At 69.9% G+C, this 26,981-nt stretch carries 24 protein-coding genes and 1 pseudogene; 13 read left to right on the top strand and 12 right to left on the bottom strand.

The annotated features are described in order from the left end of the window. Positions 1–6 precede the first annotated feature (6 nt). The 5 genes from BLT43_RS13170 to BLT43_RS13150 all read left to right on the top strand — a co-directional run bounded on the left by BLT43_RS13170 (position 7) and on the right by BLT43_RS13150 (position 6,552). Positions 7–1,266, top strand: coding sequence for an ABC transporter substrate-binding protein (locus BLT43_RS13170; protein ID WP_090113556.1), 1,260 nt, complete (start codon positions 7–9; stop codon positions 1,264–1,266). After that, on the top strand, positions 1,263–2,198 hold the full coding sequence (locus tag BLT43_RS13165) for a carbohydrate ABC transporter permease (protein ID WP_090113555.1): 936 nt from the start codon (positions 1,263–1,265) through the stop codon (positions 2,196–2,198). The genes BLT43_RS13170 and BLT43_RS13165 overlap by 4 nt, the downstream gene beginning before the upstream one ends. Beyond that, positions 2,198–3,040: a carbohydrate ABC transporter permease gene (locus BLT43_RS13160; protein WP_090113553.1), complete on the top strand. Its 843-nt coding sequence runs from the start codon at positions 2,198–2,200 to the stop codon at positions 3,038–3,040. Before BLT43_RS13165 ends, BLT43_RS13160 begins: the two co-directional genes overlap by 1 nt. A 3-nt stretch (positions 3,041–3,043) precedes the next feature. Next, positions 3,044–4,096, top strand: a complete 1,053-nt coding sequence (locus BLT43_RS13155) for an ABC transporter ATP-binding protein (protein WP_090113551.1) — start codon at positions 3,044–3,046, stop codon at positions 4,094–4,096. Between the two features lie 86 nt (positions 4,097–4,182). Continuing rightward, positions 4,183–6,552 (top strand): transketolase-like TK C-terminal-containing protein, encoded by a 2,370-nt coding sequence (locus BLT43_RS13150; RefSeq protein ID WP_090113549.1) that lies wholly within the window; start codon positions 4,183–4,185, stop codon positions 6,550–6,552. A gap of 4 nt (positions 6,553–6,556) precedes the next feature. Here the strand turns inward: BLT43_RS13150 and rhaI are convergent, their stop codons facing one another. Beyond that, complete coding sequence (gene rhaI / locus BLT43_RS13145; RefSeq protein ID WP_090113547.1) at positions 6,557–7,828, bottom strand: L-rhamnose catabolism isomerase; 1,272 nt, start codon at positions 7,826–7,828, stop codon at positions 6,557–6,559. 23 nt (positions 7,829–7,851) lie between these two features. Further along, positions 7,852–9,954 (bottom strand): bifunctional rhamnulose-1-phosphate aldolase/short-chain dehydrogenase, encoded by a 2,103-nt coding sequence (locus BLT43_RS13140; protein ID WP_090113546.1) that lies wholly within the window; start codon positions 9,952–9,954, stop codon positions 7,852–7,854. 175 nt (positions 9,955–10,129) lie between these two features. On the opposite strand from BLT43_RS13140, the gene BLT43_RS13135 reads away from it, so the two are divergent. The 8 genes and pseudogenes from BLT43_RS13135 to BLT43_RS19370 form a co-directional block, all read left to right on the top strand. Further along, positions 10,130–10,936 carry a DeoR/GlpR family DNA-binding transcription regulator gene (locus BLT43_RS13135; protein WP_090113545.1) on the top strand — a complete coding sequence of 269 codons (807 nt, stop codon included), beginning with the start codon at positions 10,130–10,132 and terminating at the stop codon, positions 10,934–10,936. A 37-nt stretch (positions 10,937–10,973) separates the two neighbouring features. Next, positions 10,974–11,969, top strand: coding sequence for a rhamnose ABC transporter substrate-binding protein (rhaS, locus tag BLT43_RS13130; protein WP_090113543.1), 996 nt, complete (start codon positions 10,974–10,976; stop codon positions 11,967–11,969). Between the two features lie 81 nt (positions 11,970–12,050). Beyond that, positions 12,051–13,598, top strand: coding sequence for a sugar ABC transporter ATP-binding protein (locus tag BLT43_RS13125; protein WP_242652298.1), 1,548 nt, complete (start codon positions 12,051–12,053; stop codon positions 13,596–13,598). After that, complete coding sequence (locus BLT43_RS13120) at positions 13,595–14,575, top strand: ABC transporter permease (RefSeq protein WP_090113542.1); 981 nt, start codon at positions 13,595–13,597, stop codon at positions 14,573–14,575. Before BLT43_RS13125 ends, BLT43_RS13120 begins: the two co-directional genes overlap by 4 nt. Beyond that, complete coding sequence (locus BLT43_RS13115; protein ID WP_090113540.1) at positions 14,572–15,588, top strand: ABC transporter permease; 1,017 nt, start codon at positions 14,572–14,574, stop codon at positions 15,586–15,588. The genes BLT43_RS13120 and BLT43_RS13115 overlap by 4 nt, the downstream gene beginning before the upstream one ends. Next, positions 15,585–15,905: an L-rhamnose mutarotase gene (locus tag BLT43_RS13110; protein ID WP_090113539.1), complete on the top strand. Its 321-nt coding sequence runs from the start codon at positions 15,585–15,587 to the stop codon at positions 15,903–15,905. The genes BLT43_RS13115 and BLT43_RS13110 overlap by 4 nt, the downstream gene beginning before the upstream one ends. After that, positions 15,902–17,281 (top strand): FGGY-family carbohydrate kinase, encoded by a 1,380-nt coding sequence (locus tag BLT43_RS13105; protein ID WP_090113537.1) that lies wholly within the window; start codon positions 15,902–15,904, stop codon positions 17,279–17,281. Before BLT43_RS13110 ends, BLT43_RS13105 begins: the two co-directional genes overlap by 4 nt. Before the next feature lie 170 nt (positions 17,282–17,451). After that, positions 17,452–17,621 (top strand): annotated as a pseudogene (locus BLT43_RS19370) (transposase); the annotation flags it as partial. Positions 17,622–18,002: 381 nt separating this feature from the next. On the opposite strand, the gene BLT43_RS13095 reads toward BLT43_RS19370, so the two are convergent. From BLT43_RS13095 to BLT43_RS13050, 10 genes are read right to left on the bottom strand one after another with little or no spacing between them, the layout of a single operon-like run. Beyond that, positions 18,003–19,376: a M20/M25/M40 family metallo-hydrolase gene (locus BLT43_RS13095; RefSeq protein ID WP_090113534.1), complete on the bottom strand. Its 1,374-nt coding sequence runs from the start codon at positions 19,374–19,376 to the stop codon at positions 18,003–18,005. Then, positions 19,373–20,092 (bottom strand): SDR family NAD(P)-dependent oxidoreductase, encoded by a 720-nt coding sequence (locus BLT43_RS13090; RefSeq protein WP_090113532.1) that lies wholly within the window; start codon positions 20,090–20,092, stop codon positions 19,373–19,375. The genes BLT43_RS13095 and BLT43_RS13090 overlap by 4 nt, the downstream gene beginning before the upstream one ends. Next, positions 20,089–21,171, bottom strand: a complete 1,083-nt coding sequence (locus tag BLT43_RS13085; RefSeq protein ID WP_090113530.1) for a Gfo/Idh/MocA family protein — start codon at positions 21,169–21,171, stop codon at positions 20,089–20,091. The genes BLT43_RS13090 and BLT43_RS13085 overlap by 4 nt, the downstream gene beginning before the upstream one ends. 14 nt (positions 21,172–21,185) lie before the next feature. Further along, positions 21,186–22,229: a Gfo/Idh/MocA family protein gene (locus tag BLT43_RS13080; protein ID WP_090113529.1), complete on the bottom strand. Its 1,044-nt coding sequence runs from the start codon at positions 22,227–22,229 to the stop codon at positions 21,186–21,188. Then, positions 22,226–23,128: an NAD-dependent epimerase/dehydratase family protein gene (locus BLT43_RS13075; protein ID WP_090113527.1), complete on the bottom strand. Its 903-nt coding sequence runs from the start codon at positions 23,126–23,128 to the stop codon at positions 22,226–22,228. Before BLT43_RS13075 ends, BLT43_RS13080 begins: the two co-directional genes overlap by 4 nt. Beyond that, positions 23,128–24,033: a dihydrodipicolinate synthase family protein gene (locus tag BLT43_RS13070; RefSeq protein WP_090113526.1), complete on the bottom strand. Its 906-nt coding sequence runs from the start codon at positions 24,031–24,033 to the stop codon at positions 23,128–23,130. The genes BLT43_RS13075 and BLT43_RS13070 overlap by 1 nt, the downstream gene beginning before the upstream one ends. Before the next feature lie 24 nt (positions 24,034–24,057). After that, positions 24,058–24,537 carry an ureidoglycolate lyase gene (locus BLT43_RS13065; protein ID WP_090113524.1) on the bottom strand — a complete coding sequence of 160 codons (480 nt, stop codon included), beginning with the start codon at positions 24,535–24,537 and terminating at the stop codon, positions 24,058–24,060. Next, on the bottom strand, positions 24,534–25,445 hold the full coding sequence (locus tag BLT43_RS13060; protein ID WP_090113522.1) for a polysaccharide deacetylase family protein: 912 nt from the start codon (positions 25,443–25,445) through the stop codon (positions 24,534–24,536). Before BLT43_RS13060 ends, BLT43_RS13065 begins: the two co-directional genes overlap by 4 nt. A gap of 33 nt (positions 25,446–25,478) precedes the next feature. Next, positions 25,479–26,477, bottom strand: a complete 999-nt coding sequence (locus BLT43_RS13055; RefSeq protein ID WP_090113521.1) for a succinylglutamate desuccinylase/aspartoacylase family protein — start codon at positions 26,475–26,477, stop codon at positions 25,479–25,481. After that, positions 26,474–26,965 (bottom strand): VOC family protein, encoded by a 492-nt coding sequence (locus BLT43_RS13050; protein ID WP_090113519.1) that lies wholly within the window; start codon positions 26,963–26,965, stop codon positions 26,474–26,476. The genes BLT43_RS13055 and BLT43_RS13050 overlap by 4 nt, the downstream gene beginning before the upstream one ends. Positions 26,966–26,981 lie beyond the last annotated feature (16 nt).

Below are 26,981 nucleotides of genomic sequence, written 5' to 3'. Positions count from 1 at the left end.
GACGACATGAAACAGCTACTGGGCGCCTCGGCGCTCGCGATCATCATGGCCGCGGGCGCGGCCGGGGCGGCGGATCTCAAGCTGGTCGAGGTGATCACCTCGCCCGAGCGCACCGAGACGCTGCAGGAGATGGTCTCGGCCTGGGAGGCCGAAACCGGGCACAGCGTCGAGATCGTGTCGCTGCCCTGGGGCCAGGCCTTCGAGAAGCTGGCGACCATGGTGGCCGGCGGCGACGTGCCGGACGTGGTCGAGATGCCCGACCGCTGGCTCGCCCTCTACTCGGGCAGCGGCCAGCTGATGGACCTGACCGACCGCGTCGCGGCGTGGGAGCACGGCGACACGCTGACCGACAAGACCGTCGCCATGGGCAGCCAGACCGCCGACGGCCGGCTGCGCGAGATCCCCTACGGCTTCTACCTGCGCGCCATGTTCTACAACAAGGAGCTGCTGGCCGAGGCCGGGGTCGAGGGCCCGCCCGAGACCATGGAGGAGTTCATGCAGGCCGCGGCCGCGGTCTCCGAGCTCGACGGCAAGTCCGGCTACTGCCTGCGCGGCGGGCCGGGCGGGCTGAACGGCTGGATCATGATGGCCGCCGCGATGAACGGCACCAACGAGTTCTTCACCGAGGACGGCAAGAGCCGGCTGAACGAGCCGGGCAGCGTCGAGGGGCTGCAGTTCCTGATCGACATGTACCAGGAGGGCAACGCCCCGCGTGACAGCGTCGGCTGGGGCTTCAACGAGATCGTCGCCGGCTTCTACTCGGGCACCTGCGCCTTCCTCGACCAGGACCCCGACGCGCTGATCGCGGTGTCCGAGCGCATGGACCCCGAGAGCTTCGCGGTCGCGCCGATGCCGGTCGGCCCTTCGGGCAAGGCCTTCCCGACCATCGGCTATGCCGGCTGGGCCGCCTTCGAGAGCACCGAGCATCCCGACGCGTCCTGGGAGCTGATCGCGCATCTCTCCGCCCCCGAGCAGAACGAGACCTGGGCCAAGCGCGTCGGCGTGATCCCGATCCACGAGGGCGCCGACCAGGACCCCTACTTCCAGACCGAGCAGTTCGCCGGCTGGTTCAAGGAGCTCAACGACCCGGCCTACGTGCCGACCATCATGCCGACCTATCTCGAGGGCTTCGGCTACTTCGCCGACAGCGTCGCGCTCGAGACCTCGCAGCAGGCGCTGCTGGGCGAGATCTCGGCGCAGGAGATGGCCGACCATTGGGCCGAGCTGCTGACCGAGGAATACGAAAAGTGGCAAGCCGCGCAATGAGCGCGACCCACGCAGAGCACGCGCCCGGGATGCCCCGGGCGCGCCTCGCCCGGGCCTGGCTGCGCTACGCGGTCGAGCCCTATCTCTACCTGTCGCCGGCGCTGCTGCTGATCTGCTTCGTCATGCTGATCCCGCTGGCGATCGGCATTTCCTACGCCTTCCAGTCGATCAACCTGCTGCGCCCCTTCGACGCGGGCTTCGTCGGGCTCGAGAACTTCGAGACGCTGGTCGGTGACGGCCGGTTCTGGACCGCGATGTCCAACACCTTCTGGTGGACCTTCGGCTCGGTGACGCTGCAGTTCGGGCTCGGCCTCGGGCTGGCCTTGCTGCTGTCCACGCAGTTCCACGGCAAGCGGCTTGTGCAGGCCCTGGTGTTCCTGCCCTGGGCGGTGCCGACCTTCCTGATCGCGCTGACCTGGTCGTGGCTGTTCAACCCGGTGATCGGCCCGCTGCCGCACTGGGCCGCGGCGCTCGGCCTTCTGTCCGAGCCCTACAACATCCTCGGCGACCCCGACACCGCGCTCTGGGGGCCGATCCTGGCCAATGTCTGGTACGGCGTGCCGTTCTTCGCCATCACCCTGCTCGCGGCGCTGCAGTCGATCCCCTCCGAGCTCTACGAGGCGGCCGAGATCGACGGCGCCTCGCGCTGGCAGTGCTTCACCAAGATCACCCTGCCCTTCCTCGGGCCGATGATCGCGATCACGGTGATGCTGCGGGCGATCTGGATCGCCAACTTCGCCGACCTGATCTACGTGATGACCGGCGGCGGGCCCGCGAACTCGACCCAGATCCTCGCCACCTACGTCTTCACCACCGCCTTCCGGAAGCTCGACTTCGGCTATGCCTCGGCGATCGCGGTGGCGCTCCTGGGCGTGCTGATGGTCTACGCGGTGATCCTGCTGGTGGTCCGCGAAAAGCTGGTGCGCGTCTGATGGCCGCGCTTCGCCGCACCCCGCCCGCCCTCGTCGCCGGCAAGTATGCCGCCATCGCGGCCTATGTCGCCTTCGCGCTGTTCCCGCTCTACTGGCTTCTGAAGATCGCGCTGACGCCGGACGCGCTGATCTTCAGCGACGGCACCGCGCTCTGGCCCTCCGAGCTGACGCTCGACAACTTCCGGACGGTGATCTTCCAGTCCGACTTCATGGCCTATTTCCGCAACTCGGTGATCGTCTCGCTCAGCACCGCGGCCGCGACCACGCTGATCGCCGCCGCCGCGGGCTACGCCTTCTCGCGCTTCGCCTTCCGCGGCAAGCGCTGGGTGGTGGCGCTGATGCTGCTGACCCAGATGTTCCCGCTGCTGATGATCATCGCGCCGATCTACAAGCTGGTCGCGGCGATCGGGCTACTGAACTCGCTGACCTCGCTGATCGTGGTCTACACCGCCTTCAACATCCCCTTCGCGACCTTCCTGATGCAGAGCTTCTTCGACGGCATCCCGCGCGATCTGGAGGAGGCGGCGATGATCGACGGCTGCACCCGGCTGCAGGCGCTCAGGGTGGTGATCCTGCCGCTCACCCTGCCCGGCCTCGGGGCGACGCTCGGCTTCGTCTTCACCGCCGCGTGGTCCGAGCTTCTGTTCGCCTTGATGCTGATCAACTCGAACGACGCGATGACCTTCCCGGTGGGGCTTCTGACCTTCGTGTCGAAGTTCTCGGTCGACTGGGGCCAGATGATGGCCGCGGGGGTGCTGGCGCTGGTGCCCTCCTGCCTCTTCTTCCTGTTCATCCAGCGCTACCTCGTCCAGGGGCTCACCTCTGGCGCCGTGAAGGGATAGGCCATGGCCGGAATGGAGCTGAGAGCGCTGCGCAAGTCCTATGGCGGGCTGGAGGTGCTGCACGACATCGAGCTGAGCATCGCCGACGGGGAATTCGTCGTGCTGGTCGGCCCCTCGGGCTGCGGCAAGTCCACGCTGTTGCGGATGATCGCGGGGCTCGAGCCGATCACCGGCGGCGAGTTCCGCATCGGCGGCCGGAGGATGAACGAGGTACCGCCGCGCGATCGCGACATCGCCATGGTGTTCCAGAGCTACGCGCTCTACCCGCACATGTCGGTGGCCCGCAACATGGGCTTCTCGATGGAGATCCGCCGCCGCCCCGCGGCCGAGCGCGAGGGTCCGGTCGCCGCTGCGGCGCGCACGCTCGGGCTCGACCGGCTGCTGGAACGCTTCCCAAAGGCGCTGTCGGGCGGGCAGCGGCAGCGGGTCGCAATGGGCCGGGCCATCGTGCGCGACCCGCAGGCCTTTTTGTTCGACGAGCCGCTGTCGAACCTCGACGCCGCGCTCAGGGTCGAGATGCGGCTCGAGATCGCCCGGCTGCATCAGCGGCTCGGCACCACCACGGTCTACGTCACGCATGACCAGGTCGAGGCGATGACGCTGGCCGACCGGATCGTGGTGATGAATGGCGGCGTGATCCAGCAGGTCGGCACGCCGCTCGAGCTCTACGACCGGCCCGCCAACCGCTTCGTCGCGCAGTTCATCGGCTCGCCGACCATGAACCTGCTCGACCTCGCCGCCGATGCGGCGGGGCTGCGCCTGGGCAACGGCGCGACCCTGCCGGGGCCGGGTTCTGCCGCGCAGCTCGGCATCCGGCCCGAGCATCTCGAGCTGGTGAGCGCCGAGGAGGGCGAGATCGCGGCGCAGGCGCAGGTGATCGAGCGGCTCGGCTCGGACACCAACGTCTTCACCGAGGCCGAGGGCATCGGCCTGCTGCTGGCGCGGGTGCATGGCAATGTCGACCTGCGCCCCGGCGACCGGGTCGGGCTGCGGCTGATGCGCGACCGCATCCACCTGTTCGACGCCGAGGGCGCGCGCCTGCCGACCGCGCATTGACCCCGCTTGCCGCGCCGGACCGGCCGGCCGATGATCCGCAGCGACGCCACCGGCGGCCGGGGAGGGCCGCCGCAGGGAGGACACCGATGGACGCCACGCATCTGAAGACCGCCGAGCAGCGCCTGCTGTGGCTGTCGCACTGGATGATCCACCACGCCAACCACATCCGCCCCAAGGCGGACGCGATCAAGCTTGGCGGCCACCAGGCCTCCTCGGCCTCGATGGTATCGATCATGGCGGCGCTCTACTTCACCGCGCTACGCCCCGAGGACCGGGTGGCGGTGAAGCCCCATGCCGGGCCGGTGTTCCATGCCATGCAATACCTGATGGGCCGGCAGGACCTCGAGCGGATGCAGAACTTCCGCGGCTGGGGCGGGGTGCAGTCCTACCCGTCGCGCACCAAGGACGGCGATGAGGTCGACTTTTCCACCGGCTCGGTGGGTCTCGGCGTCGGCATCACCGCCTTCGCCTCTCTGGTGCAGGACTACGTCGCCTCCAAGGACTGGGGCCGCGACATGCCGCTCGGCCGGATGATCGCGCTGATGGGCGACGCCGAGCTCGACGAGGGCAACGTCTACGAGTGCCTGCAGGAGGGCTGGAAGAACGACCTGCGCAATTGCTGGTGGGTGGTGGATTACAACCGCCAGTCGCTCGACGGCGTGGTGCGCGAGGGGCTGTGGCAGCGGATCGAGAAGATCTTCGACGCCTTCGGCTGGGAGGTGGTGCGGCTCAAGCACGGGGTGCTGCAGCGCGCCGCCTTCGAGGAGCCGGGCGGGCCCGCGCTGCGCGACTGGATCGACGCCTGCCCGAACCAGGACTACGCGGCGCTGACCTTCATGGGCGGCGCGGTCTGGCGCAAGCGGCTGCTCGACGATCTCGGCGACCAGGGCGAGGTCAGCGCGCTGATCGAGAGGCGCTCGGACACCGAGCTGGCGGCATTGATGGAGAACCTCGGCGGCAACTGCGTCGAGACCATGGCCCGTGCCTTCGCAGCCATCGACCATGACCGGCCGACCTGCTTCCTCGCCTACACCATCAAGGGCTGGGGCACGCCGATCGCCGGGCACAAGGACAATCACGGCGGGCTGATGACCAAGGCGCAGATGGCCGAATGGCAGCGCCACATGGGTGTGCCGGAGGGCGCGGAATGGGACCGCTTCGCCGCCGTCGCGGACGAGGCGGGCTTCCGCGACTGGCTCGACCGCGTGCCGTTCTTCGCGGGCGGATCGCGGCGGCGCGGCGATGCCCGCCTCCCCGCCCAGCGGATCGAGCTCGCGCCCGAGCGCGAGGCCTCGACCCAAGCGGGCTTCGGCAAGATCCTCGACGCGCTGGCAAAACAGGGCGGCGATCTCGCCGACCGGCTCGTGACCACCTCGCCGGACGTGACCGGCACCACCAGCCTCGGGCCATGGGTCAACCGCCGCAAGCTCTTCGCCCGCTCCGCGCGCGCGGATGCCTTCCGCGCCCAGAAAATCCCCTCCACCGCGAAATGGGACTTCGCGCCCGAGGGCCAGCACATCGAGCTTGGCATCGCCGAGATGAACCTGATGCTGCTTCTGGGCGCGGCCGGGCTGTCGCACGCGCTGTTCGGCAAGCGTTTGATCCCGGTCGGCACGGTCTACGACCCCTTCGTCGCGCGCGGCCTCGATGCGTTGAACTACGCCTGCTACCAGGACGCGCGCTTCCTGCTGGTCGGCACGCCATCGGGCGTGACGCTGGCGCCGGAGGGCGGCGCGCACCAGTCGATCGCCTCGCCGCTGATCGGCATGAGCCAGGACGGTCTCGCCGCCTTCGAGCCGGCCTTCCTCGACGAGCTGTCGGTGATCATGGACTGGGCCTTCGACTACCTGCAGCGCGACGGCGCGGGAGACCCGGACGAGCGGACATGGCTCCGCGACGAGACCGGCGGCTCGGTCTACCTGCGGCTCTCGACCAACCCGATCGAGCAGCCGGGCCGGCGCCACGACGACGCCTTCCGGCAGGGCGCGATCGACGGCGCCTACTGGCTGCGGCCGCCGGGGCCGAACTGCGAGGTGGTGATCGCCTATCAGGGCGTGATCGCGCCGGAGGCGATCCGCGCCGCCGGCATGCTCTCGGATGCGCGGCGCGACGTGGGTGTGCTGGCCGTCACCTCGGCCGACCGGCTCAACGCCGGCTGGACCGCGGCGCAGCGGGCGCGGGCGCGCGGCGCCACGGGCGCTCGCAGCCAGGCCGAGCGGCTGCTCGACGACCTGCCGCGCGACTGCCGGATCGTCACCGTGATCGACGGCCACCCGGCGACGCTGGCCTGGCTCGGCGCGGTGGCGGGGCATCGCACCGTATCGCTCGGGGTGGAGCATTTCGGCCAGACCGGCAGCATCGCCGATCTCTACCGCCATTACGGCATCGACGCCGCCTCGATCGCCGAGACCGCCACCGGCCTCAGCGTCGGACGCGGCCTATACGCGGTGCGCTGAGGGCTCAGACGATGCCGCCCGAGCCGCCCGCCACCGCCGGGCGCTGCTCCGCCACTTGCGCGCGGTAGCCCGAGGCCCGGAACGCCGCGACCGGATCGATCGCCGCCCCCGCCTCGAGCCGCGCCATGGCGAGGATCGGCTCGACATCGGTGCGGAAGGCGCGCTTCAGCGTGGTCGTCGCCATCAGCGCGTCGTTGCCCTCCTGGAACCCGGCCAGCGCCGCGCGGTCCACCAGCAGCGCCTGCGCGTAGGCGCGCTGCACCTCGGTGGCCGAGACCATCAGGCTCTCGATCGGGTCGGTGACGTTGTGGCTCTGGTCGAGCATGTGCATCGGCTCGAAGCCGGGACCGTCGGCCTCGACCAGCTCGTTGAACACCAGGAACAGCCGGTAGGGGTCGATCGCGCCGGTGTCGAGATCGTCGTCGCCGTACTTGCTGTCGTTGAAGTGGAAGCCGCCCAGCTTGCCGAACCGCGCCAGCCGCGCGACGATCATCTCGATGTTGACGTTGGGCGCGTGGTGGCCGAGATCGACGAGGCATTGCGCGCGCTCGCCCAGCTCCTGCGCGATCAGGTAGTTGGTGCCCCAGTCCTGCACGACGGTGGAGTAGAAGGCCGGCTCGTACATCTTGTGCTCGGTCAGCAGCCGCCAGTCGCCGGGCAGCCCGGCATAGATCTCCTTCGTAGCATCGAGGTAGCGGTCGAACTGTCGGGCGAGATGCGTCTGGCCGGGAAAGTTCGAGCCGTCGCCGACCCAGACCGTCAGGGCCCTGGAGCCGATCTCCCGCCCCAGCGCGATGCAGTGCAGGTTGTGCTCGACCGCCTGCGCGCGGACGGCGGCGTCGACATGCGACAGCGAGCCGAACTTGTAGCTCAGCGCCTGCCCCGGCTGGTCGGAGAAGGTGTTGGAGTTCATGGCGTCGAAGCCGAGCCCCGTCTCCTCGGCCTTGGCCCTGAGATCGGCCGGGTCGGCCTCGTCCCACGGGATGTGCAGCGAGACGCGCGGCGTCGCCGCGGTCAGCCGGTGGATTACGCCGCAATCGTCGAGCTTGTCGAACACGCCGCGCGGCTCGCCCGGGCCGGGGAAGCGGGCGAAGCGGGTGCCTCCGGTACCCACGCCCCAGCTTGGGATGGCGATGCCGAAGCCCGCGATCTTGTCCTTGATGCCCGCGATGTCGATGCCGCGCCGGTCGAGCTGTTCTGCCAGCGCGTCGTAATCGGCGCGCAGCCCTGCTTCGCGCTCGTCGTTCGAGGCTTCGATGATGCCCTTGTCGATCATGTCTCTCTCCTCCCCTGCCCGGCTCAGCGCGTGAAGGCCTGGACGTTGCCGGCATCCACGTTGAGGATGTTGCCGGTCGACTTGGCGCTGGCCTCGGAGGCCAGGAAATAGCAGGCCTCTGCGATGTCCTCGGGCAGCACCGACCGCTTCAGCAGCGAGCGCTGGCGATACATCTCCTCCAGCCCCTCCTTGTCGGTGCCGTAGGTGCCGGCGCGCTGGTCGAGCCATTCGCCCTGCCAGATCCGGGAGCCGCGCAGCACCGCGTCGGGGTTCACCACGTTGACGCGGATGCCGTCGGGCGCGCCCTCGAGCGCGAGGCAGCGGGCGAGATGGATCTCGGCCGCCTTGGCGGTGCAGTAGGCCGAGGCGCCGGGCGAGGCGGCGAGACCGTTCTTGGAGGCCACGAAGACCAGAGCGCCACCGATACCTTGCGTCTTCAGGAGCCGGAACGCCTCGCGGCTGACCAGGAAATAGCCGGTGGACAGGATGTCCATGTTGCGGTTCCACAGCTCGAGCGAGGTGTCCTCGACCTTCGCCGAGGAGGCGATGCCGGCGTTCGACACCACGATGTCGACGCCGCCGAATTCCACCGCCACCTCCGCATAGGCGCGCGCCACCGCCGCCTCGTCCGTGACGTTCACCTCGACGCCGCGCACGACGTCGGGGCCGAACTTCCGCGCCAGGCCGGCGCGCGCCTCTTCCAGGGCACCGGCGTCGATGTCGGCCAGCATCACGCAGGCGCCCTCGGAAAGGTAGCGCGCCGCCGTCGCCGCACCGATGCCGCCCGCGCCGCCGGTGACGAGGGCCACCCGCCCGGCGAGGCTCTTGGGCTTCGGCATGCGCTGGAGCTTGGCCTCCTCCAGAAGCCAGTACTCGATGTCGAAGGCCTCCTGCTCGGGCAGGCCGCGATATTCGCTCACGGCAGCGGCGCCGCGCATCACGTTGATGGCGTTGACGTAGAACTCGCCCGAGATCCGCGCCGTGGCGCGGTCGAGCGCGAAGGTGATCATGCCGACGCCGGGCACGAGGTAGACCACGGCGTTGGGGTCGCGCATGGCCGGGCTGTCGTCGTGGCGGCAGCGCTCGTAATAGGCGGCGTAGTCGTCGCGATAGGCGGCGATGGCCTGCTCGAGCCCGGCGAGCGTCGCCTCGACATCCGGGTTCGCCGGGTCGAAATCCACCACGAGCGGCCGGATCTTGGTGCGCAGGAAATGGTCCGGGCAGGAGGTGCCGAGCGCCGCGAGGTCGCGCATGTCGCGCGCGTTGACGAATTCGAGCACCGCCTCGCTGTCGTCGAAATGGCCGAGCTTGTGGCGCTCCTTCGAGATCATGCCGCGGATCGCCGGCATCAGCCTAGCGGCCACGGCGCGCCGCTCCTCGGACGGCAGGGGCCTGTGCACGGCGCCGCCGAAGGCCGGCACGTCCCTCGTCCTGCCCTCGAACCAGCCGATCGCGGTGTTGATGATGCGAAGCGTCGTCTCGTAGCAGGCCCTGGCGTCGTCGTCCCAGGTGAACAGCCCGTGGCTTTCCAGCACGACGCCCTTGGCCTCGGGATTGTCGAGGCAGAACTTCTCGAGCCACAGGCCCAGCTCGTAGCCCGGCTTCTTCCAGGACAGCCAGCCGATCTCGCCGCCGAAGATCTCCTGCGTCAGCGCCTTGCTGTCGGCCGAGGCGGCAATGGCGATGATCGCGTCGGGGTGGACGTGGTCGACATGCCGGCGCGGCACGTAGGCGTGCAGCGGCGTGTCGATCGAGGCCGCGCGCGGGTTCAGCGCGAAGGTGCAGTGCGGCAGGTAGCCGACCATCTCGTCCTCGTGTTCGACCCCGCGATACTTGCCCTTCAGCGCGCGCAGCCGGTCCATGTAGAGCGTGGCGAAGCCGTCCTTGGCCATCGAGCCGATGTCGCCGCCCGAGCCCTTGACCCAGAGCACCTCGACCGCCTCGCCGGTGAGCGGATCGGTCTCCGTCACCTTGGCCGAGGTGTTGCCGCCGCCGTAATTGGTCACCCGCTTGTCCGAACCGAGCAGGTTCGAGCGGTAGAGCAGCTTGTCGCTCTCGCTCATCCCTTCGGCGCGGGCGTCGTCCCAGCGGTTCTCGATGCGAGATTCGGGGCTTTCCTGCAGCATGATGTCCTCCCTTTCGGGCCGGCGCGGCCCCCTCCGATCGCATCCTGTGTCGCGCAGCGGGCGCTCAAAGTCAATCATTAACGATCACGATTGAGCATATAGCGATCAGTCATGATCGAAAATGATTGACACACGTGGCGGCCTGCCGCAGTCTGGGTCGCAAGGGAGGCCCCAGATGCACGAAACCGAACGCCATCGCGTCATTCTTTCCGCCGTCCAGTCGCGCCCCGTCGTGACGGTGGCCGAGATGGTCGAGCTGACCGAGGCCTCCGAGGCGACGATCCGGCGCGACATCGCGCAGCTGCACATGGCCAAGAAGCTGCGCCGGGTGCGCGGCGGCGCCGAGGCGCTGACGCCGCCGACGATTTCGGGCCTGACCGGGCGGCCCTTCGCGCTCAATGCCACGCAGAACATCGCCCAGAAGCGCGCCATCGGCCGCGCCGCGGTGGCGCTGTGCGAGGAGGGCGAGGCGATCATCATCAACGGCGGCACGACCACCTTCCAGATGGTGCATCCGCTCGCCAACCGGCGGCTGCAGGTCTTCACCAACAGCTTCCCGATCGCCGAGCACCTGCTGCACCAGTCCAAGAACACGGTGATGCTGTCGGGCGGCACGATCTACCGCGAGCAGAACATCATCCTGTCGCCCTTCGACAACGACGTGACGCGCAACTTCCAGGCGCGGCGCATGTTCATGGGCGCGCAGGGCATCGGCCCGCTCGGCGTCACCGAGGCCGACCCGCTGATCATCCAGGCCGAGGAGAAGCTGATCGGCCAGGCCGAGGAGCTGGTGGTGCTGGTCGACGCCACGAAGTTCGGCCGCCGCTCGAGCCTGATCGTGCGGCCGCTGTCGAAGATTTCCACCGTCGTCACCGACGACCGGATCGAGGATCGCCACGCCCGGATGCTGGAGGAGGCAGGGGTGCGGCTGGTGGTGGCCGAGGTCTCGGCCGCGCAACGGGAGGCCGGCGCCGCGGGCTGACACCAGGGCGTCGGGACGTTTTTCAGGGAGGAAGACCATGGGTATCAGGACGACATTCGCGGCCGGGCTGACGCTGGCCGCCACGCTGATGGGCGGCACGGCGCTGGCGCAGGAGCCGCTGCGCATCGCGCTGGTCGTGAAGTCGCTCGGCAACGGCTTCTTCGAGGCCGCCGCGCGCGGCGCCGAGGAGGCCGCCGAGGAGCTGGGCGACACCGAGATCATCTACACCGGCCCGACCTCGACCACCGCCGAGGGGCAGATCGAGGTGATCAACAGCCTGATCGCGCAGCAGGTCGACGCGATCGCGGTCTCGGCCAACGATCCCGATGCTCTGGTGCCCGCGCTCAAGCGCGCCATGCAACGCGGCATCACCGTGATCTCCTGGGACAGCGGCGTCGCGCCCGAGGGCCGCGAGATGCATCTCTCGCCCTCCTCGAACGAGCTGATCGGTCAGACCATCATCAAGCTCGCCGCCGACCAGCTGCCCGAGGGCGGCCAGGTGGCGCTGCTCTCGGCCACCTCGACCTCCACGAACCAGAACATCTGGATCGAGGAGATGAACAAGGTGATGGACCAGTACCCCGACATCGAGGTGGTCGCGACGGTCTATGGCGACGACCTCGCCGACAAGTCCTACCGCGAGGCGCAAGGCCTGATGCAGTCCTACCCCGATCTCGACGCGATCATCGCGCCGACCTCTGTGGGCATCGTCGCCGCCGCGCAGGCGGTGCAGGACGCAGGCAAAGCCGGCGAGATCAACGTGACCGGGCTCGGCCTGCCCTCCGAGATGGCGGGCGCGATCGAGAGCGGCGCCTCGAAGAGCTTCGCGATCTGGAACCCGGTCGATCTCGGCTACGCCACGACGATGATCGCCCACGCGCTGGCGACCGAGACCGCCAGCGCCGAGCCCGGCGCCGAGGTCCCGATGGGCCGCATGGGCACCGCCACGCTCGACGACAACAACGAGGCGGCGATGTCGGAGCCCTTCACCTACGACGCCAGCAACATCGACGAGTTCAAGAGCGTCTTCTGATCCTCCCCCCGGCGCGGCCCCCGGTTCCCCCTTCGGGCCGCGCCACCCGGATCACCCGCGCCCTGCGAAAGGAGCGAGGCCATGCTGCATCACGGACCGATGACCGCACCCCCGCCGGAAGCGGGTGCAGATGCCGCGCCGGTGCTGGAGCTGCGCGGCATCACCAAGACCTTCCCCGGCGTGCGCGCGCTCGGCGATGTCGAGCTGGCGCTGCATCCCGGGCAGGTCACCGCGCTGATTGGCGAGAACGGCGCCGGCAAGTCGACGCTGGTCAAGATCCTGACCGGCATCTACCAGCCCGACGCAGGCGAGATCCGGCTCGACGGCGCGCCCACCCGATTTCCCACCGCGCTTTCCGCCACCCGCGCCGGCGTCACCGCCATCCACCAGGAGACCGTGCTCTTCGACGAGCTGACGATGGCCGAGAACGTCTTTCTCGGTCACGCGCCGCGCAGTCGCTTGGGGCTGATCGACTGGCCGCGGATGCGGCGCGAGGCGGCGGCGATCCTCGAGCGGATCGGCGCCCGGCTCGACCCCGACACGCCGCTGCGCGATCTCGGCATCGCCTCCAAGCACCTCGTCGCCATCGCCCGCGCGCTCTCGGTCGAGGCCCGCGTCGTGGTGATGGACGAGCCGACCGCCGCGCTCAGCCAGGCCGAGATCGAGGAGCTCTACGAGCTGGTCGACCGGCTGAAGGCCGAGGGCAAGGCGATCCTGTTCATCTCGCACAAGTTCGACGAGATCTTCCGCATCGCGGACCGCTACACCGTGTTCCGCGACGGCGAGATGGTCGATGCCGGGCTGATCGCCGACGTCACCGAGGCGCAGCTCGTGGAAAAGATGGTCGGCCGCGCGGTCGACACGATCTTTCCCAAGCGCAGGGCCGAGATCGGCGCACCGGTGCTGACCGTGGCGGGCTACTGCCACCCGACCGAGTTCGAGGACATCCGCTTCACGCTCCGGCGCGGCGAGATCCTCGGCTTCTACGGCCTCGTCGGCGCAGGCCGGTCCGAGTTCATGCAGGCGCTGTTCGGCGTCACCCGGCCCTCCAAGGGCGCGATCCGCATCGACGACGAGGTCGCGGTGATCCGCTCCCCCGCCGAGGCGGTCGCCAAGGGTATAGTCTACGTGCCCGAGGATCGCGGCAGGCAGGGCGCGATCACCGCGCTGCCGATCTTCCAGAACGTCACCCTGCCCTCGCTTTCGCGCACCTCGCGCCGCGGCTTCCTGCGGCTGGCCGAGGAGTTCGCGCTGGCGCGCCAATACACCGAGCGGCTCGACCTGCGCGCCGCCAGCCTCGACCAGCCGGTCGGCAACCTCTCGGGCGGCAACCAGCAGAAGGTGGTGATCGCCAAGTGGCTCGCCACCGCGCCCAAGGTCATCATCCTCGACGAGCCGACCAAGGGCATCGACGTAGGGAGTAAAGCCGCCGTGCACGAGTTCATGTCCGAGCTCGCCGCGCAGGGCCTGTCGGTGATCATGGTCAGCTCCGAGATCCCCGAGATCCTCGGCATGTCCGACCGGGTGATCGTGATGCGCGAGGGTCGCATCGCCGCCGAGTTCGAGCGCGAGGGTCTGACCCCGGAGGACCTCGTCCGGGCCGCCGCCGGATATGGAGAGACCGCATGACCCGCCTTCTGAAATCGCGCGAGCTGCTGCTGTCGGCCGCGATCCTCGCGCTGATCCTGCTGGTCGAAAGCCGGTTCCGCGGCTTCGCAGCCCCTGGCAACCTGACGGCGGTGTTCAACGACACCAGCGTGCTCATCATCCTCGCCCTCGGCCAGATGGCGGTGATCCTGACCAAGTGCATCGACCTGTCGGTCGCGGCCAACCTCGCGCTGACCGGCATGGTGGTGGCGACGCTCAACGCGGCGATGCCCGGCCTGCCGGTCGGGCTCCTGATCCTCGTCGCGATCGGCCTCGGGCTGGTGCTCGGCGCCTTCAACGGGCTCTTGGTCTGGCTTCTCGACATCCCGCCCATCGTGGTGACGCTGGGCACGCTGACCATCTATCGCGGCCTCGTCTTCACCGTCTCGGGCGGCGAGTGGATCAACAGCTTCGAGATGTCGGCGGGTTTTACCGCCCTGCCCCGCGCCACGCTGCTGGGCCTGCCGGTGCTGAGCTGGGTCGCCATCGCGGCGATCGCGCTGGCCTGGCTGCTGATCCGGCTGACGCCCCTGGGCCGCGCCTTCTACGCCGTCGGCGGCAACCCGCATGCCGCGGTCTATACCGGCATCGATGTCGGCCGCACCCGCTTCATGGCCTTCGTGCTGTCGGGCGGTCTGGCCGGGCTCTGCGGCTATCTCTGGGTGTCGCGCTACGCCGTCGCCTACACCGACGTCGCGCTCGGCTTCGAGCTCGACGTGGTCGCGGCCTGCGTGATCGGCGGCATCTCGATCGCCGGCGGCATCGGCTCGGTCGGCGGCGCGGTGCTGGGCGCTCTGTTCCTCGGCGTGATCAAGAACGCCCTGCCGGTGGCCGGCATCTCGCCCTTCTGGCAGCTCGCCATCTCCGGCGCCGCGATCATCCTCGCCGTCGCGTTCAACGCCCGCGCCGAGCGCCGCGCCGGCCGCGTCATCCTCAAGCGCAAGGAGGCCAGCGCATGAGCAACGACACCGTACTCGAGACCGGCACCCGCCCGCGCCGGCTCCCCGATCGGCTGACCGGCCGCGGCCAGCGCGCGCTCAGGAGCTGGGAGCTGCTGCTGCTCGCCGTCGGCATCGCGATCTTCATCGCCAACTCCATGGCCTCGCCCTACTTCCTGTCGGCCTGGAACCTGTCGGACGCGACCTTCAACTTCACCGAGAAGGCGATGATCGCCTTCGCCATGGCGCTCCTGATCATCTCGGGCGAGATCGACCTCAGCGTCGCCGGCATCATCGCGCTGTCCTCCACCGCGATGGGCTTCGCGCTGCAATATGGCGCGGGCACGCCGGTGCTGGTTCTGGTCGGCCTCGGCACGGGTCTCGCCTGCGGCGCGCTCAACGGAACGCTGGTGACGCGGATGGGGCTTCCGTCGATCGTCGTGACCATCGGCACGATGAGCCTGTTCCGCGGCATCTCCTACATCGTGCTGGGCGACCAGGCCTTCAGCGGCTACCCCGCGGGCTTCGCGGTGTTCGGGCAGGGCTATGTCTGGTGGGTGATCACGGTCGAGCTGGCGATCTTTGCAGCGCTCGCGCTGGTCTTCGGGGTGCTGCTTCACGCCACCAATTTCGGGCGGCAGGTCTACGTCATCGGCAACAACCCGACCGCCGCCGCCTTCTCGGGCGTGCGGGTGGCGCGGGTGAAGATGATCCTCTTCCTGCTCACCGGGCTGATGGCCGGCCTCGCCGCGATCTGCCTGACCTCGCGGCTGGGCTCCACCCGCCCCTCGATCGCGCAGGGCTGGGAGCTCGAGGTCGTCACCATGGTGGTGCTGGGCGGCGTGTCGATCCTCGGCGGCGCGGGCTCGATCCTCGGCGTGGTGCTGGCGGCGCTGGTGATGGGCATGGTGACGTTCGGGCTAGGCCTTCTGAACGTGCCGGGCATCGTCATGTCGATCTTCATCGGCGCGCTGCTGATCGGCGTCATCGCGATCCCGCGGCTGATCGCGCTGGCCCGGAGGCGCGCGGCATGAGCCTCGAGACCTACGCCTTCCGGATGCAGCTCAACCCCGGCATGGAAGAAGAATACCGCCGCCGCCACGACGCGATCTGGCCCGAGCTGGCCGAACTGCTGCGCGCGGCGGGCGTGTCGGACTACACGATCCATCTCGACCCCGGGACCGGCGCGCTCTTCGCGCAGCTGCGCCGGCCGCGCGATCACGGCATGGACGCGCTGCCCGATCACCCGGTGATGCAGCGCTGGTGGGCGCACATGGCCGACATCATGCAGACCAACCCCGACGGCAGCCCGGTCGCGGTGCCGCTCGTGCGCATGTTCCACCTGCCATGAGCCACGTCGCCGTCCTCGACCTCGGCAAGACCAACGTCAAGCTGGCGCTGGTCGACCGCGCCGGGCTGCGCGAGGTGGCCGTCCGCAAGACGCCCAACGCCGTGCGGCCCGGCCCGCCCTACCCGCATTTCGACACCGACGCGCAATGGGCCTTCTTCGCCGCCGCGCTGCGCGAGCTGGGCGAGGCGCACGAGATCGACGCCATCTCGATCACCGCGCATGGCGCGACCGGGGCGCTGCTGCGCGCCGACGGCAGCCTCGCCCTGCCGGTGCTAGACTACGAGCACGCCATACCGGCGGAAGCCGTCGCCGCCTATGACGCGGTGCGCCCGGACTTCGCCGAGACCGGCTCGCCACGGCTCGGCTGCGGCCTCAATCTCGGCGCGCAGCTGCACTGGCAGATGCAGGCCTTCCCCGAGGCGCGCGACGCGGCGCTGTTCCTGACATGGCCGCAATACTGGGCGCATCGCCTGACCGGCGTGGCGGCGGTGGAGCCGACCTCGCTGGGCTGCCACACCGACCTGTGGAACCCGTGGACGGGCGAGCTGTCCTCGCTGGTCGAGAGCATGCGCTGGCGCGAGCTGTTCCCGCCGGTCCGCGGCGCGCACGACGTGCTGGGCGGCCTGTCGGCGCAAGCCGCGCGCGAGACCGGCCTGCCCGTGGGGCTCCCCGTCCATTGCGGCATCCATGACAGCAACGCCTCGCTCTACCCGCACCTGGCGCGGCGCGATGGCGCGTTCTCGGTCGTCTCTACGGGCACCTGGGTGGTCTGCATGTCGGTCGGCGGCGCCGCCCGCAGGCTCGACCCGGCGCGCGACACGCTGGTCAACACCGACGCGCAGGGCCACCCGGTGCCCTCGGCCCGCTTCATGGGCGGGCGGGAATTCGAGCTGGTCCGCAACGGGCGAGATGTCATCTGGAGCGAGACCGACATGGAGCGGATGTTCACCGGCGGGCCGATGCTGCTGCCCGCCGTCGAGCCGGGCTCCGGCCCGTTCCGGTGCCGTGCCGCCCGCTGGACCGCCGAGCCCGCCACCGACGGCGAACGGATGCTGGCCCTGTCGTGGTATCTCGCGCTGATGACCACGACCTGCCTCGAGCTGACCGGCGGCGCGGGCCCGGTGATCGTCGAGGGCCCCTTTGCCGGCAACGGCGCCTATCTCGAGATGCTCGCCACCGCGACCGGGCGGCCGGTCGAGACCGCCGCGAGCGCCACGGGCACCGCTGTCGGCGCCGCCCTGCTCGCATGCCCCGGCGCCGCCGCCGGCGCGACCCGGCCAGGGCCGCCGGGCTCCGCGCTTCTGCGCGAACACGCGGCCCGCTGGAGGTGCACCGTCGGCAGTGTCGAGGTCCCGGTCAGCGGCTCTCCGGCCTGACCGGAAAGAGGTCGAGCCTGGGCGCATCAGCGCGCTGCGGCAGCCGCATGCGAGCGGTCACCTGGTCTTGCTTGGAAATGAACTCCTTTGGGTACCCGTAATCTCTGACCCGCTCTTCTAGAATGTCTGCTCATTGAAGTTTCCCGGTTCTCCAAGAGAAGAGACAGCCAATGAGAAGAAGCCGGCTCAGCGGGGGGCAAATCATTTCATCCTGAAAGAGCATCAGGCCGCATTCGAGGTGAAGAGGTTGTTCCGTCAGCACGGCATCAGTGATGCGACCTGCTACAAGTGGCGTTCGGAGCATGGCGGCATGGAAGTGCCGGATACCAAGCAGCTGAAGGCTGCTTTAGACCGGGAACGCCAAGCTCAAGAGTGTGAGGGGACCGTCGCCGCGGCAGGGCGGCATAAGCCCCGGTCACGCTGGCGGAGCAGATGCTGAACTCAGATCGGCCAATTTGAGGCGGATCTGATGCTGTTCCGGCGGCAGTTCCGCCAAGGCCGAAATCAGCGCGAAGCCGAACGCCGCTCCGAGACGCTGTCTCGGCCACAGGACACCGGCCGAGGCCACCTCCGAAGAACCCCGCCAACTCGACCGGTCCTGACCCCGTGCCGCAGCCAGCATTGAATTCGCACGGGGAGCAGCGGCGAAGGGCGGCCGGAGCAGTGGCACCGCGCCCCCTTGCCGTGATCGTATCGGCTTGGCCGCGCCCCCGGTTCGCGCTCAGGACCGCCCGAAATGCTCCATGATCGCGGCGGCGTACTTGATGCCCTGGATGTACTTGTCGACATGGATGTTCTCGTCCGGGGCGTGCAGGTTGCAGCCGGGGTTGGCGAAGCCGGTCAGCACGCAGGGGATCCAGACATGCCGCAGGATCGCGCCCTCGGCCGAGACGCCATTGACGATCGGCGGCTCGCCATAGACCTCGTGCGCGGCGGCGATGATCGACTTCGAGATGTCCTCCTTGGCCGAGATCTTGTAGGGCTCCTCGGCGCGCTCGAAGGTGCGGACCTCGATGTTGTCGAAGCCCTGCGCCGCGATGTGGTCGCGCAGCTTCTTCGCCGCGGCGTCGGGCTGGATGTTCGGGATCAGCCGGAAATCGAGCCGCACCCGGGCCTCGGCAGGGACGATGGTCTTGGTGCCCTTGCCGGTGTAGCCGGCGACGATGCCCTGTATGTTGGCGGTCGGCTCGTAGGTCCGCGCGCGCACCGCGTCGACCCCGTCGCGCCCCAGCGCGAATTGCTCGACGCCCAGCTCCTCGCGCAGCAGGTCGAAATCGATCCGCGCCGCCTTGTCCTTCAGGAACTCCTCATGATCGGCATCGGGGACGTAGATGCCCTCGGCCCAGTTCTCGATCAGGATGTTGCGGTCGCGATCCATGATCGTGGCGAGGCAGTGCACGAGATCCCAGACCGGGTTCGGCACCAGCGGGAAGTTCAGAGAATGCACGTCGGTCTTCGCGCCGCGCGCCACCAGCTCGACGAAGAGCACCGATTTCAGGCCGAGCGAGACGTCCGGCACCTCGGGCCCCACCTCCACCGAGCCGTCGAGGCAATGCATGCCGTCGGCCTCCAGCATCGCCTTGTTGGCCTCGGCCCAGGGCCCGAGATTGGGGCTGCCGATCTCCTCCTCGCCCTCGATCAGCAGCTTGAGCCCGACCGGCACCTCGCCGCGCACGGCGAGAAAGGCCTTGGCCGCCTTGTTGAAGGCGAGAACGCCGCTCTTGTTGTCGGTCGCACCGCGGCCGTAGAGCACGCCGTCGACGACATCCGCCGACCACGGGCCGCCATGGCTCCAGGCCTCGATCGGCTCGGGCGGCTGCACGTCGTAATGCGAGTAGCACAGCAGCGTCTTCGACGAGCGGTTCGACTTCACCTCGCCAAACACCACGGGCGGGCCGTCCTTCGTCTCGTGCAGCTCGGCGGGCAGGCCGTCGTCATGCATCATGCCGCGCAAGAGCTCGGCGCAGTCGCGCAGGCCGATGTCCTGCGCCGAAACCGAGGGCTGGCGCACGAAGCGCTGCAGGTCGGCGACGAACTCCTCGGCATGGGCGTCGATGTAGTCGTAGATGTCCTGCATGTCGGTGTCGTGGCTCATGTCGTCTCCGTTTCCTGCGAGAGTTGCCAGGCGTCGAGCCGCCTGCCGTTCCAGTCCGGCCGCCGCTCGGCGGCGATGCGGAGAAAGGCCGGCGCCAGCCGGTCGGGCTCGACCCATGTCCGCTTCAGTTCGGGGGGGTAGTTGCGCTCGGACATCGGCGTTCGCATCGCCATGCCGGGCGTGATCGTGCAGGAGAGGATGCCCTCGGCCTCGCCCTCCATGGCGAGGCATTTCGACAGGCCCTCCAGCCCGTGCTTGGCGGCGCAATAGGCCGTCTCGTCGACGAAGCCCCGGATGCCCGACTGCGACGACACGAAGATCAGCGCACCGCCGCCCCGGCCTCGCATGCCCTCCCAGATGCCCTGCGCCAGCAGGAAGCCGGCCTGCAGCCCGACATCCAGCGTCGCGCGGAAGGTTTCGAAGCCGACCGCGGCGAAGGGTTCGGGCCTCAGTATGGCGGCGTTGTGGATCAGCGTGTCGACCGGGCGGCCGCCGGTCACCGCGGCCAGCGCGTCGCGCGTGGCCTGCGGGTCCGACAGGTCGGCCACCGCGATCGCGCCGCCGGTCTCGCGCCCGACCGCCTCGAGGCCTGCGCGGTCGATGTCGATCAGCCCGAGCGCCGCGCCCTCGGCCGCGAATGCGCGGGCGATCGCCGCGCCGAGGCCCTGCGCCGCGCCGGTGACGACCACGAGCTGCTCGGAGAGCGGCCGGCTCACGTCGCCTGCCCCATGTCGAGATCGACCCAGGCGCGCCGCTCGGTCGAGGCCCAGACCGCGTCGAGGACCATCTGGTTGCGCAGACCGTCGACGAAGGTCGCGCCGCGCGCCAGTTCGCGTCCCTCGGCGATGGCCGAGGTCAGCTCGCGCAGCGCGCCGAGCACCGAGACGTTCCAGATCCCCTTGTTCAGCCCCGGCAGACGGGCATCGGGATCCTCTGCGGTGATTTCCTCGAAACCGTTCCTGCCCTTGGCGAAATAGAGCCGCTCGTCCGAGTTCGACAGAATGATGCTGCCCTTCGCGCCGAAGATCTGCGTCTCGTTGCCCATGTTCGCGGCAGCGACGCCTGACATGAAGACCTGCGCCAGCGCGCCGGATTGCATCTCCAACGTGAAATGCGACAGGTCGTCGGCGGTGGCGGTCCAGGCCTCGCCGGTGTCGGGGTCCACCCGGTCCGGCACCATGGTCAGCGCCTGTCCCATCACCGCCGCGGGCTCGCCGAGCCACCAGCGCAGCATGTCGACCTGGTGCGAGCCGTTGGCCCCGAGCCGGCCGCCGCCCATGGCGCGGTCCGACCACCAGTCGCCCTTGCGGCGCGACGCGGGGTCGTTCCAGGAGGCGCCGATATTGGTGATGTTGACGTGCCGGATCTCGCCCAGCTCGCCGCCCGCGATCAGCTCGGCGATGCGGGCGCGGTTCGGGTTGAAGCGCAGCTCGTGGTCGATCATGTGCAGCCGCCCGGCCGCGCGGGCGGCGTCGAGCATCTGCCGCGCCTCGGTGGCGTCCATCGCGGTCGGCTTCTCGCACAGCACGTGGGCGCCGCGCACCAGCGCGGCCTTGACCATGGGCGCGTGCATCGCCGTCGGCGTGGCGATGCAGACCAGGTCCAGCTCGGTCTCCTCGAGCATCGCCTCCCAGTCGTCGTAGACCCGGTCGATGCCATGCGGTTCGGCCGCCGCGCGGGCGCTCTCGATCCGGCCCGAGGCCAGCGCGACGGCCTGCGCCCCCTCGATATGCGCGAGCGCCGGAAGATAGGCGTCGCGCGCGAAGCTCGCGCCGATGATGCCGGTCCTGATCATGTCGTTCCCTCCTGTCATTGCGGTGCGGTCCGCAGCGCCGCGCGGACCTCCTCCATCTCCACCGGCCCGCCGCGCTCGGACGAGCGGATGCAGGCCTCGAGCATCATCAGCGAATGAAGGTGGTCGCGGCCGGTGCACTGCACCGGGCCGCGCCCGGCGAAGGCGCCGATGGCCATGTCCAGAAGCCCCGCCGCGTCGGTGATCCAGGGCTCGTGCGGCGCCAGCGGCAGCGGGCGGAAGTCCCGTTCCGCGCGCCGCGCGGCGACCAGCTCGCCGAACATGTCGCGCTGGATCAGCACGCCCTCGCTGCAGTCGCTGCGCCATTCGAAATCCAGCCGGTCGACTCCGCCGGCCCATGTCCCCTGGTAGGAAAGCTGCATCCCGCCCGCGAACTCGATCAGCGCAAAGACGTTGGCGGCACCGCGATACATCGACCAGCTCGGGTTGAAGCAGCGCGCGTCGATCCGTTCCGGCTCGACGCCGTAGACGTGGCGCATCAGGTCGAAATGGTGGATCGACTGCTCCCACAGCATCGGGTGGGGCATGCTCAACGGATACTTGTTGAGATGCGACAGCTTGCCGTCGCGCCAGCGCTCGTAGGTGAAGCGGGCGAACTCGGCCCGGCCCACGAGGCCGCGCTGCAGCGCGTCGCGATAGGCGATCGTCACCGGCAGGTAGCGAAAGTTCAGGCCCACCAGCAGCGTCCGTCCCGCCGCCTCGGCCTGCGCGACATAGCGCGCGGCCAGCGCCACGTCGTCGGCCAGCGGCTTCTCGGCGAGGATGTCGAGACCGTGCTCGAGGCAGGCCTCGATCTGGGCCTCGCGGCGTCCCGGCGGCGTCACCAGCAACGCCGCGTCGGCCTCGACCCGGCGCAGCAGCGCCGCGGCATCGGGGGCGGTCTCGGCACTTGGGAAGACCTCTCGCGCCAAAGCGCGGGCTCCCGCATCGGGATCGGCCAAGCCGACCACCGTCGCGTCGTCGCGGGCGGCGATCACCTTCAGCCATGTGCGCGCGCGCGCGCCCAGGCCGATCACCACGAGGCGGAGCGGCGCCGTCATGCCAGCAGCCCCAGCTGCCGCAGCCCGTCCGCCACCGGTGTCCAGTCGACGGCGTCGAAGGGCGAGCGGCGGATCGAGGCCATCGGCGGGCGCGGCGCCTCGCCGCCATCGGGCAGGGCGACCTCACGCCCCGTGACCAGCCGCGCCATCTCGCGATCCGCCAGCACCGGAGGGGCGCCGGGATGCAGCACGCCCGGCTCGAGATAGGGCATCGCCGCCAGCAGCGCCGGCATCTTTCGCGCGAGATCGGGCAACCAGCTCCATTCCCGCTCGGCCCGCGCATGGCCGGACCGGACCGGGCCGGCCGCCGCCTCCCGGCGCAGGCGGTGCGGCAGGCTCAGGCCGGGGCGCGAGGGCCGCGCCCGCTCGCCCGGGCCGAAGATGTTGCCCAGCCGCAGCGAGAGCGTGGCGAAATCGTCCGCGTCGGCCGCGCGGACGAGGATCTCTCCCGCCCGCTTGGCCGCGGCGTAGGGCGAACAGCCGGTCGCCGGGAGGTCCTCGGTCAGCCGCGCCGCGCCCTGCCCGTCTTCACCGGTGAAGATGCCGGTGGAACTGAGGAAGAGGAAGCGGTCGGCCCCGGCACGCTGCGCCCAGTCGAGCATCGCGGTCAGCAGGCCGGTGTTCGCCGCGAGATGACGCGCCGGCGTCATGCCGGCCTCGGCCGGGGCTGCGGTGATCGCCGCGCCGTGAATGACCGCACCCGGGCTCAGACCCTCCGGCAGCCCGCCCCCGGACAGCAGGTCTGCCTCGATCGTCTCGATCCCCGTCAGCGCCGCGCGCGCCTCCGCGTCGAAGCTGCGGTCGATCGCCACCACCTCGTATCCCGCGTCGGCCAGCGCGCGGGCCATGGCCGAGCAGACGAAACCGCCCGCGCCGGTGATGACGACCGGGCCGGCCATCAGGCCGCGACCGGCGATCGCGACAGTCGAACGGCCGCCGAGATCGCCGTCGCGTGCCCTGCCGTCGTCTCGACCAGCGGCGGCCGGACCCGCGCATAGGCCGGGTCGTCCCGGCGCTGCACCACGGCGGCCTTGATCGCCGGGATCAGCGGCAGCCCCTCGAACAGCTTCCGGACCTCCGAGACCTGCGCGTGTGCCGCCGCTTCGGCCTCCGTGCCCAGCCCGTCGATCAGCCGGCGGATGCCGCCGGGATTGACGTTCGAGCTGGCGCTGATGCAGCCGGCGCCGCCCGCCGCGGCGTTGTTCGGGATCATCGACTCCGAGGCGGAATAGACGTCGAGCTCGGGAAAGGCGGCGATTACCGCGGCGGTGTTGTCCCAGTCGCCCGAGCTGTCCTTCAGCCCGGCGATCCGGTCGCCGAAACTGGCGCGCAGCCGCTCGATCAGCCCCAGCGTGATCGGGACGCCGCTCATCTGCGGGATGTGGTAGAGATAGATCGCCGGCACGTTCGGCCCGCAGGCCTCGATGGTCCGGGCAAAGGCCGCGTGCAGCCCCGCCTCGCCGACGCCCTTGTAGTAGAAGGGCGGCAGCATCAGCACGCCCCGGCAACCAAGCTGCGCGGCGTGGCGCGACAGCTGCGCGGTGTCGTCCGTAGCGCAGCAGCCGGTCCCCGGGATGATCCGGTCCGGCGCGATCCCGGCGGCGACCAGGGCCTCCAGGCCTTCGCGCCGCTCCCCGAGCGTCAGCGAGTTCGCCTCGCTGGTGGTGCCGAACGGCGCCAGCCCGTGCGCGCCCTGATCCAGCAGCCAGCGGCACTGGTCCACCAGCCGCGCGGTATCGAGCGACAGGTCGGCCCGGAACGGCGTAATGGCGGGCACGAAGAGCTCGATGGTCTTGCCGGTCATGTCATGTCCTCGCGCTGGCCGGCCTCAGCCGGTCATGATGATGGGGGGGATGGTCCGGAACTGGTCGTCGGGCTGCGGCCCGCCGCGCCACATCAGCACGGCGAAGCTGGCCTCGCGGTCGAGTACGGTCGCGCCCATGTGCCATACCATCGGCCGGAAGACGACGCCGCGGTCGCCGGGCACCAGAAAGGCGCGGGCGCCGTCGCGGCTCGGCCCGCCCTCCGCGTCGGTGGGCATCACCATGATCACGTAGCGCGCCACGTCGAGCGGCAGGAAGCATTGCGCCGCACGCGGGTGACGCTCGACCGTGTCGCAGGTCAGCGGCAGCTCAGACGGGGCGACGCGGTTGACGTGCAGCACCGGTGCGGCCTGCGACGGGATCGGGTCGAAATGGGCGCTGTAGAAGGCCCGGCGCTGCCCGGGGGCGGGCGGCGCGACGAACTCCCCGAAGGGCGCGAAGGCCGCGTCGTCGGGCGGCTCGATCCTGAGCAGCCGCCCGGTCACGCGGCGGCCCCGGCGGAGGTGACGTCGGCCCAGTGCGCGGCGATGGCCTCGCGCCCCGCCACCCAGACACCCTCCTGCCGCGCCACGTGGTCCATGAAGCGCATCAGGCCCGCCAGGCGGCCCGGATGGCCGATGATCCGCGAATGCAGCCCCACCGACATGATCCGCGGCACCCGCCGCGATTCCGCCAGCAACACGTCGAAGCTGTCGATCAGGAACCCCGCGTAGTCCCGCGCGCCGAACACGTCGCCCGACAGAAACTTCGCGTCGTTGGTGACCATCGAGTAGGGCACGACGAGATGACGCTGGCCCTCGACCTCGGTCCAGTAGGGCAGGTCGTCGTTGTAGGCGTCGCTGTCGTAGAGATAGCCGCCATGCTCGACCACCAGCCGCCGGGTCTGGGTCGAGGGCGCGTAGCGGCTGTACCAGCCGCGTGGCGCCCGGCCGACGCTGCGGGTAATGCTGTCATGCGCCCTCGCGATGTGCTCGCGTTCGGTGTCCGGATCGAGGTGGTAGTGCTCGACCCAGCGCCAGCCATGGGCGCAGAGGTCCCAGTCGGTGTCGGCGATCGCCGCGGCCACCTCTGGCGCGCGCTCCAGCGACAGCGCGGCGGCAAAGATCGTCAGCGGCAGCCCGCGCGAGGTGAAGAGCTCGTGCAGCCGCCAGAAGCCGACGCGCTGCCCGTACTCGTACATGCTTTCCGCGGCGAGGTCGCGCGCGCCGGCGGGGACCCGGGGCGCGCGCACCTCGAGCAGCGCGCCCTCGGACTTCCCGTCGCCGTCGCCGATCGAGTACTCGGACCCCTCCTCGACGTTCAGCACGAAGTTCAGCGCCAGCCCGGCCCCGTTCGGCCAGCGCAGCTCCGGCGGCCGTTGCCCGTAGCCCGTCAGGTCGCGGGCCCCGCTCATCCGCCCGCTCCCGGCCGCGATCTCCGCCCCGGATCAGTCACGGTGACCCTCCACGATGTTGAAGAAGCAGCACCAGTCGCCGGTCTGCACGTTGGGCAGGGCGCGCAGCCCGAAGAACATCCCGTCGGCCGGGGCCTCGATCGTGCCGACCTCGTCGCCCCAGACGTCGACGATCCGCGCGATCGGGTCGCCCTTGCGCATCATGGTCAGGAACTCCACGCCCTTGACCGGCAGGAAGATCCCCGAGGCCGGCGCCAGAAGCGCCTGCTGCGCGCCCTTGGTGCAGGGGTCGGGATAGCGCGCCTCGCCGGGCAGCATCCCGTAGTGACGGCAGATGTTGACGATCGACTTGGCCAGCTCGTCCGCCACCCAGCGGAACCTCTCGGGCGATGTGGCCGAGCGGCCGCCCAGCTCGACCGTGATGCCCACCGCGCCGTTCTGGTTCAGCATCGCCATCGGGCTGCCGGTCTTGGAGAAGTTGGACATGATGCAGCCCCACCCCTCGCCCATCGCCTTCGCCAGCTCGACGGACTCGGGCCGCTCGTCGCAGAAGATCGCCTTGTCGAGGAAGCTGTGCGCGCCGCCGGAATGGATCGAGATCTCGAGATCCGCGACGCCGTTCATCGCCGTCCAGTGCGCATGCGCGACCCGCTCGGTGAAATAGCCGTCGGGCTTGCCCGGATAGCAGCGGTTCATGTCGTAGGTGAAGGTGTCGAGCGGGTTGCCGCGCTCCATCGCCGAGAAGGCGACCGGGTTCACCACCGGCACCAGCACCACCGCGCCGCTGAGCTGCGCGGGATCGATCCGCTCCAGCGCCAGGTGGCAGGCGCGCGGCCCCTCGGGCTCGTCGCCGTGGATCGCGCCGTTCACCCAGAAGGTCCGGCCGCCCTCGGCGCCGTTCACCACGATGACGGGGATCTTCACCTCGACGCCGCCGGCCAGCACGCCGACCTCGATATGGCCGCGGGCGATCTCGCCCGGGGCGGCGGTGGCGGTGCCGACGGTGAGGCTCTCGTTGGCTTGCGTGCTCATACCGCCTCCGCTCCGGATTCCTCGTAGGCCTTCAGCTGTGCGGGCGTGTAGACCTGCATGAACTCGATCTCGATGCCGCCCGCGTCGTTGTCGAGGAAGGCCACCCAGCCCTCGGGATGGGCGTGGCTGCCGGTCTTGCGGCAGGCCTTGCATTCGCGCAGCGCCGCGCCCTGCGCCTGCGCATGCGCCAGCGCCGCGTCAATGTCGTCGACCTCGTAGCAGATGTGATGCAGCCCCTCGGCGCCGCGCTCCCGGATCCACGACGCAAAGCGGCCGTCCGGCTCGGTCGACTGGCAGAGCTGGTACTCGATCCCGCCGAGATGGAAGAGCGCGACCTTGTTGCCCGATTTCGGGAAATGCACGATCTCGGTGTCGGACGGGACGTGCAGGTAGCGCGCATAAGCCTCGAGCGCCTGCGCGGCATCGCTCACGGCGAAGGCCATGTGCTTGATGCCCTTCACGTTCGGATTGTCGGATTTCTTGTCCATGTGTGGTCTTCTCTTT

This window comes from Limimaricola pyoseonensis, assembly GCF_900102015.1.
Lineage (GTDB): Bacteria > Pseudomonadota > Alphaproteobacteria > Rhodobacterales > Rhodobacteraceae > Limimaricola > Limimaricola pyoseonensis.
Note: the sequence above shows the minus strand (reverse complement) of the source record. Positions and strands in the feature narration are given on the sequence as shown.

Excerpts from the sequence above, each read along its gene's own strand:
- BLT43_RS13170 (WP_090113556.1), top strand. The coding sequence starts at position 7 with ATGAAACAGCTACTGGGCGCCTCGGCGCTCGCGATCATCATGGCCGCG.
- BLT43_RS13165 (WP_090113555.1), top strand. The coding sequence starts at position 1,263 with ATGAGCGCGACCCACGCAGAGCACGCGCCCGGGATGCCCCGGGCGCGC.
- BLT43_RS13160 (WP_090113553.1), top strand. The coding sequence starts at position 2,198 with ATGGCCGCGCTTCGCCGCACCCCGCCCGCCCTCGTCGCCGGCAAGTAT.
- BLT43_RS13155 (WP_090113551.1), top strand. The coding sequence starts at position 3,044 with ATGGCCGGAATGGAGCTGAGAGCGCTGCGCAAGTCCTATGGCGGGCTG.
- BLT43_RS13150 (WP_090113549.1), top strand. The coding sequence starts at position 4,183 with ATGGACGCCACGCATCTGAAGACCGCCGAGCAGCGCCTGCTGTGGCTG.
- rhaI (WP_090113547.1), bottom strand. The coding sequence starts at position 7,828 with ATGATCGACAAGGGCATCATCGAAGCCTCGAACGACGAGCGCGAAGCA.
- BLT43_RS13140 (WP_090113546.1), bottom strand. The coding sequence starts at position 9,954 with ATGCTGCAGGAAAGCCCCGAATCTCGCATCGAGAACCGCTGGGACGAC.
- BLT43_RS13135 (WP_090113545.1), top strand. The coding sequence starts at position 10,130 with ATGCACGAAACCGAACGCCATCGCGTCATTCTTTCCGCCGTCCAGTCG.
- rhaS (WP_090113543.1), top strand. The coding sequence starts at position 10,974 with ATGGGTATCAGGACGACATTCGCGGCCGGGCTGACGCTGGCCGCCACG.
- BLT43_RS13125 (WP_242652298.1), top strand. The coding sequence starts at position 12,051 with ATGCTGCATCACGGACCGATGACCGCACCCCCGCCGGAAGCGGGTGCA.
- BLT43_RS13120 (WP_090113542.1), top strand. The coding sequence starts at position 13,595 with ATGACCCGCCTTCTGAAATCGCGCGAGCTGCTGCTGTCGGCCGCGATC.
- BLT43_RS13115 (WP_090113540.1), top strand. The coding sequence starts at position 14,572 with ATGAGCAACGACACCGTACTCGAGACCGGCACCCGCCCGCGCCGGCTC.
- BLT43_RS13110 (WP_090113539.1), top strand. The coding sequence starts at position 15,585 with ATGAGCCTCGAGACCTACGCCTTCCGGATGCAGCTCAACCCCGGCATG.
- BLT43_RS13105 (WP_090113537.1), top strand. The coding sequence starts at position 15,902 with ATGAGCCACGTCGCCGTCCTCGACCTCGGCAAGACCAACGTCAAGCTG.
- BLT43_RS13095 (WP_090113534.1), bottom strand. The coding sequence starts at position 19,376 with ATGAGCCACGACACCGACATGCAGGACATCTACGACTACATCGACGCC.
- BLT43_RS13085 (WP_090113530.1), bottom strand. The coding sequence starts at position 21,171 with ATGATCAGGACCGGCATCATCGGCGCGAGCTTCGCGCGCGACGCCTAT.
- BLT43_RS13080 (WP_090113529.1), bottom strand. The coding sequence starts at position 22,229 with ATGACGGCGCCGCTCCGCCTCGTGGTGATCGGCCTGGGCGCGCGCGCG.
- BLT43_RS13075 (WP_090113527.1), bottom strand. The coding sequence starts at position 23,128 with ATGGCCGGCCCGGTCGTCATCACCGGCGCGGGCGGTTTCGTCTGCTCG.
- BLT43_RS13070 (WP_090113526.1), bottom strand. The coding sequence starts at position 24,033 with ATGACCGGCAAGACCATCGAGCTCTTCGTGCCCGCCATTACGCCGTTC.
- BLT43_RS13060 (WP_090113522.1), bottom strand. The coding sequence starts at position 25,445 with ATGAGCGGGGCCCGCGACCTGACGGGCTACGGGCAACGGCCGCCGGAG.
- BLT43_RS13055 (WP_090113521.1), bottom strand. The coding sequence starts at position 26,477 with ATGAGCACGCAAGCCAACGAGAGCCTCACCGTCGGCACCGCCACCGCC.
- BLT43_RS13050 (WP_090113519.1), bottom strand. The coding sequence starts at position 26,965 with ATGGACAAGAAATCCGACAATCCGAACGTGAAGGGCATCAAGCACATG.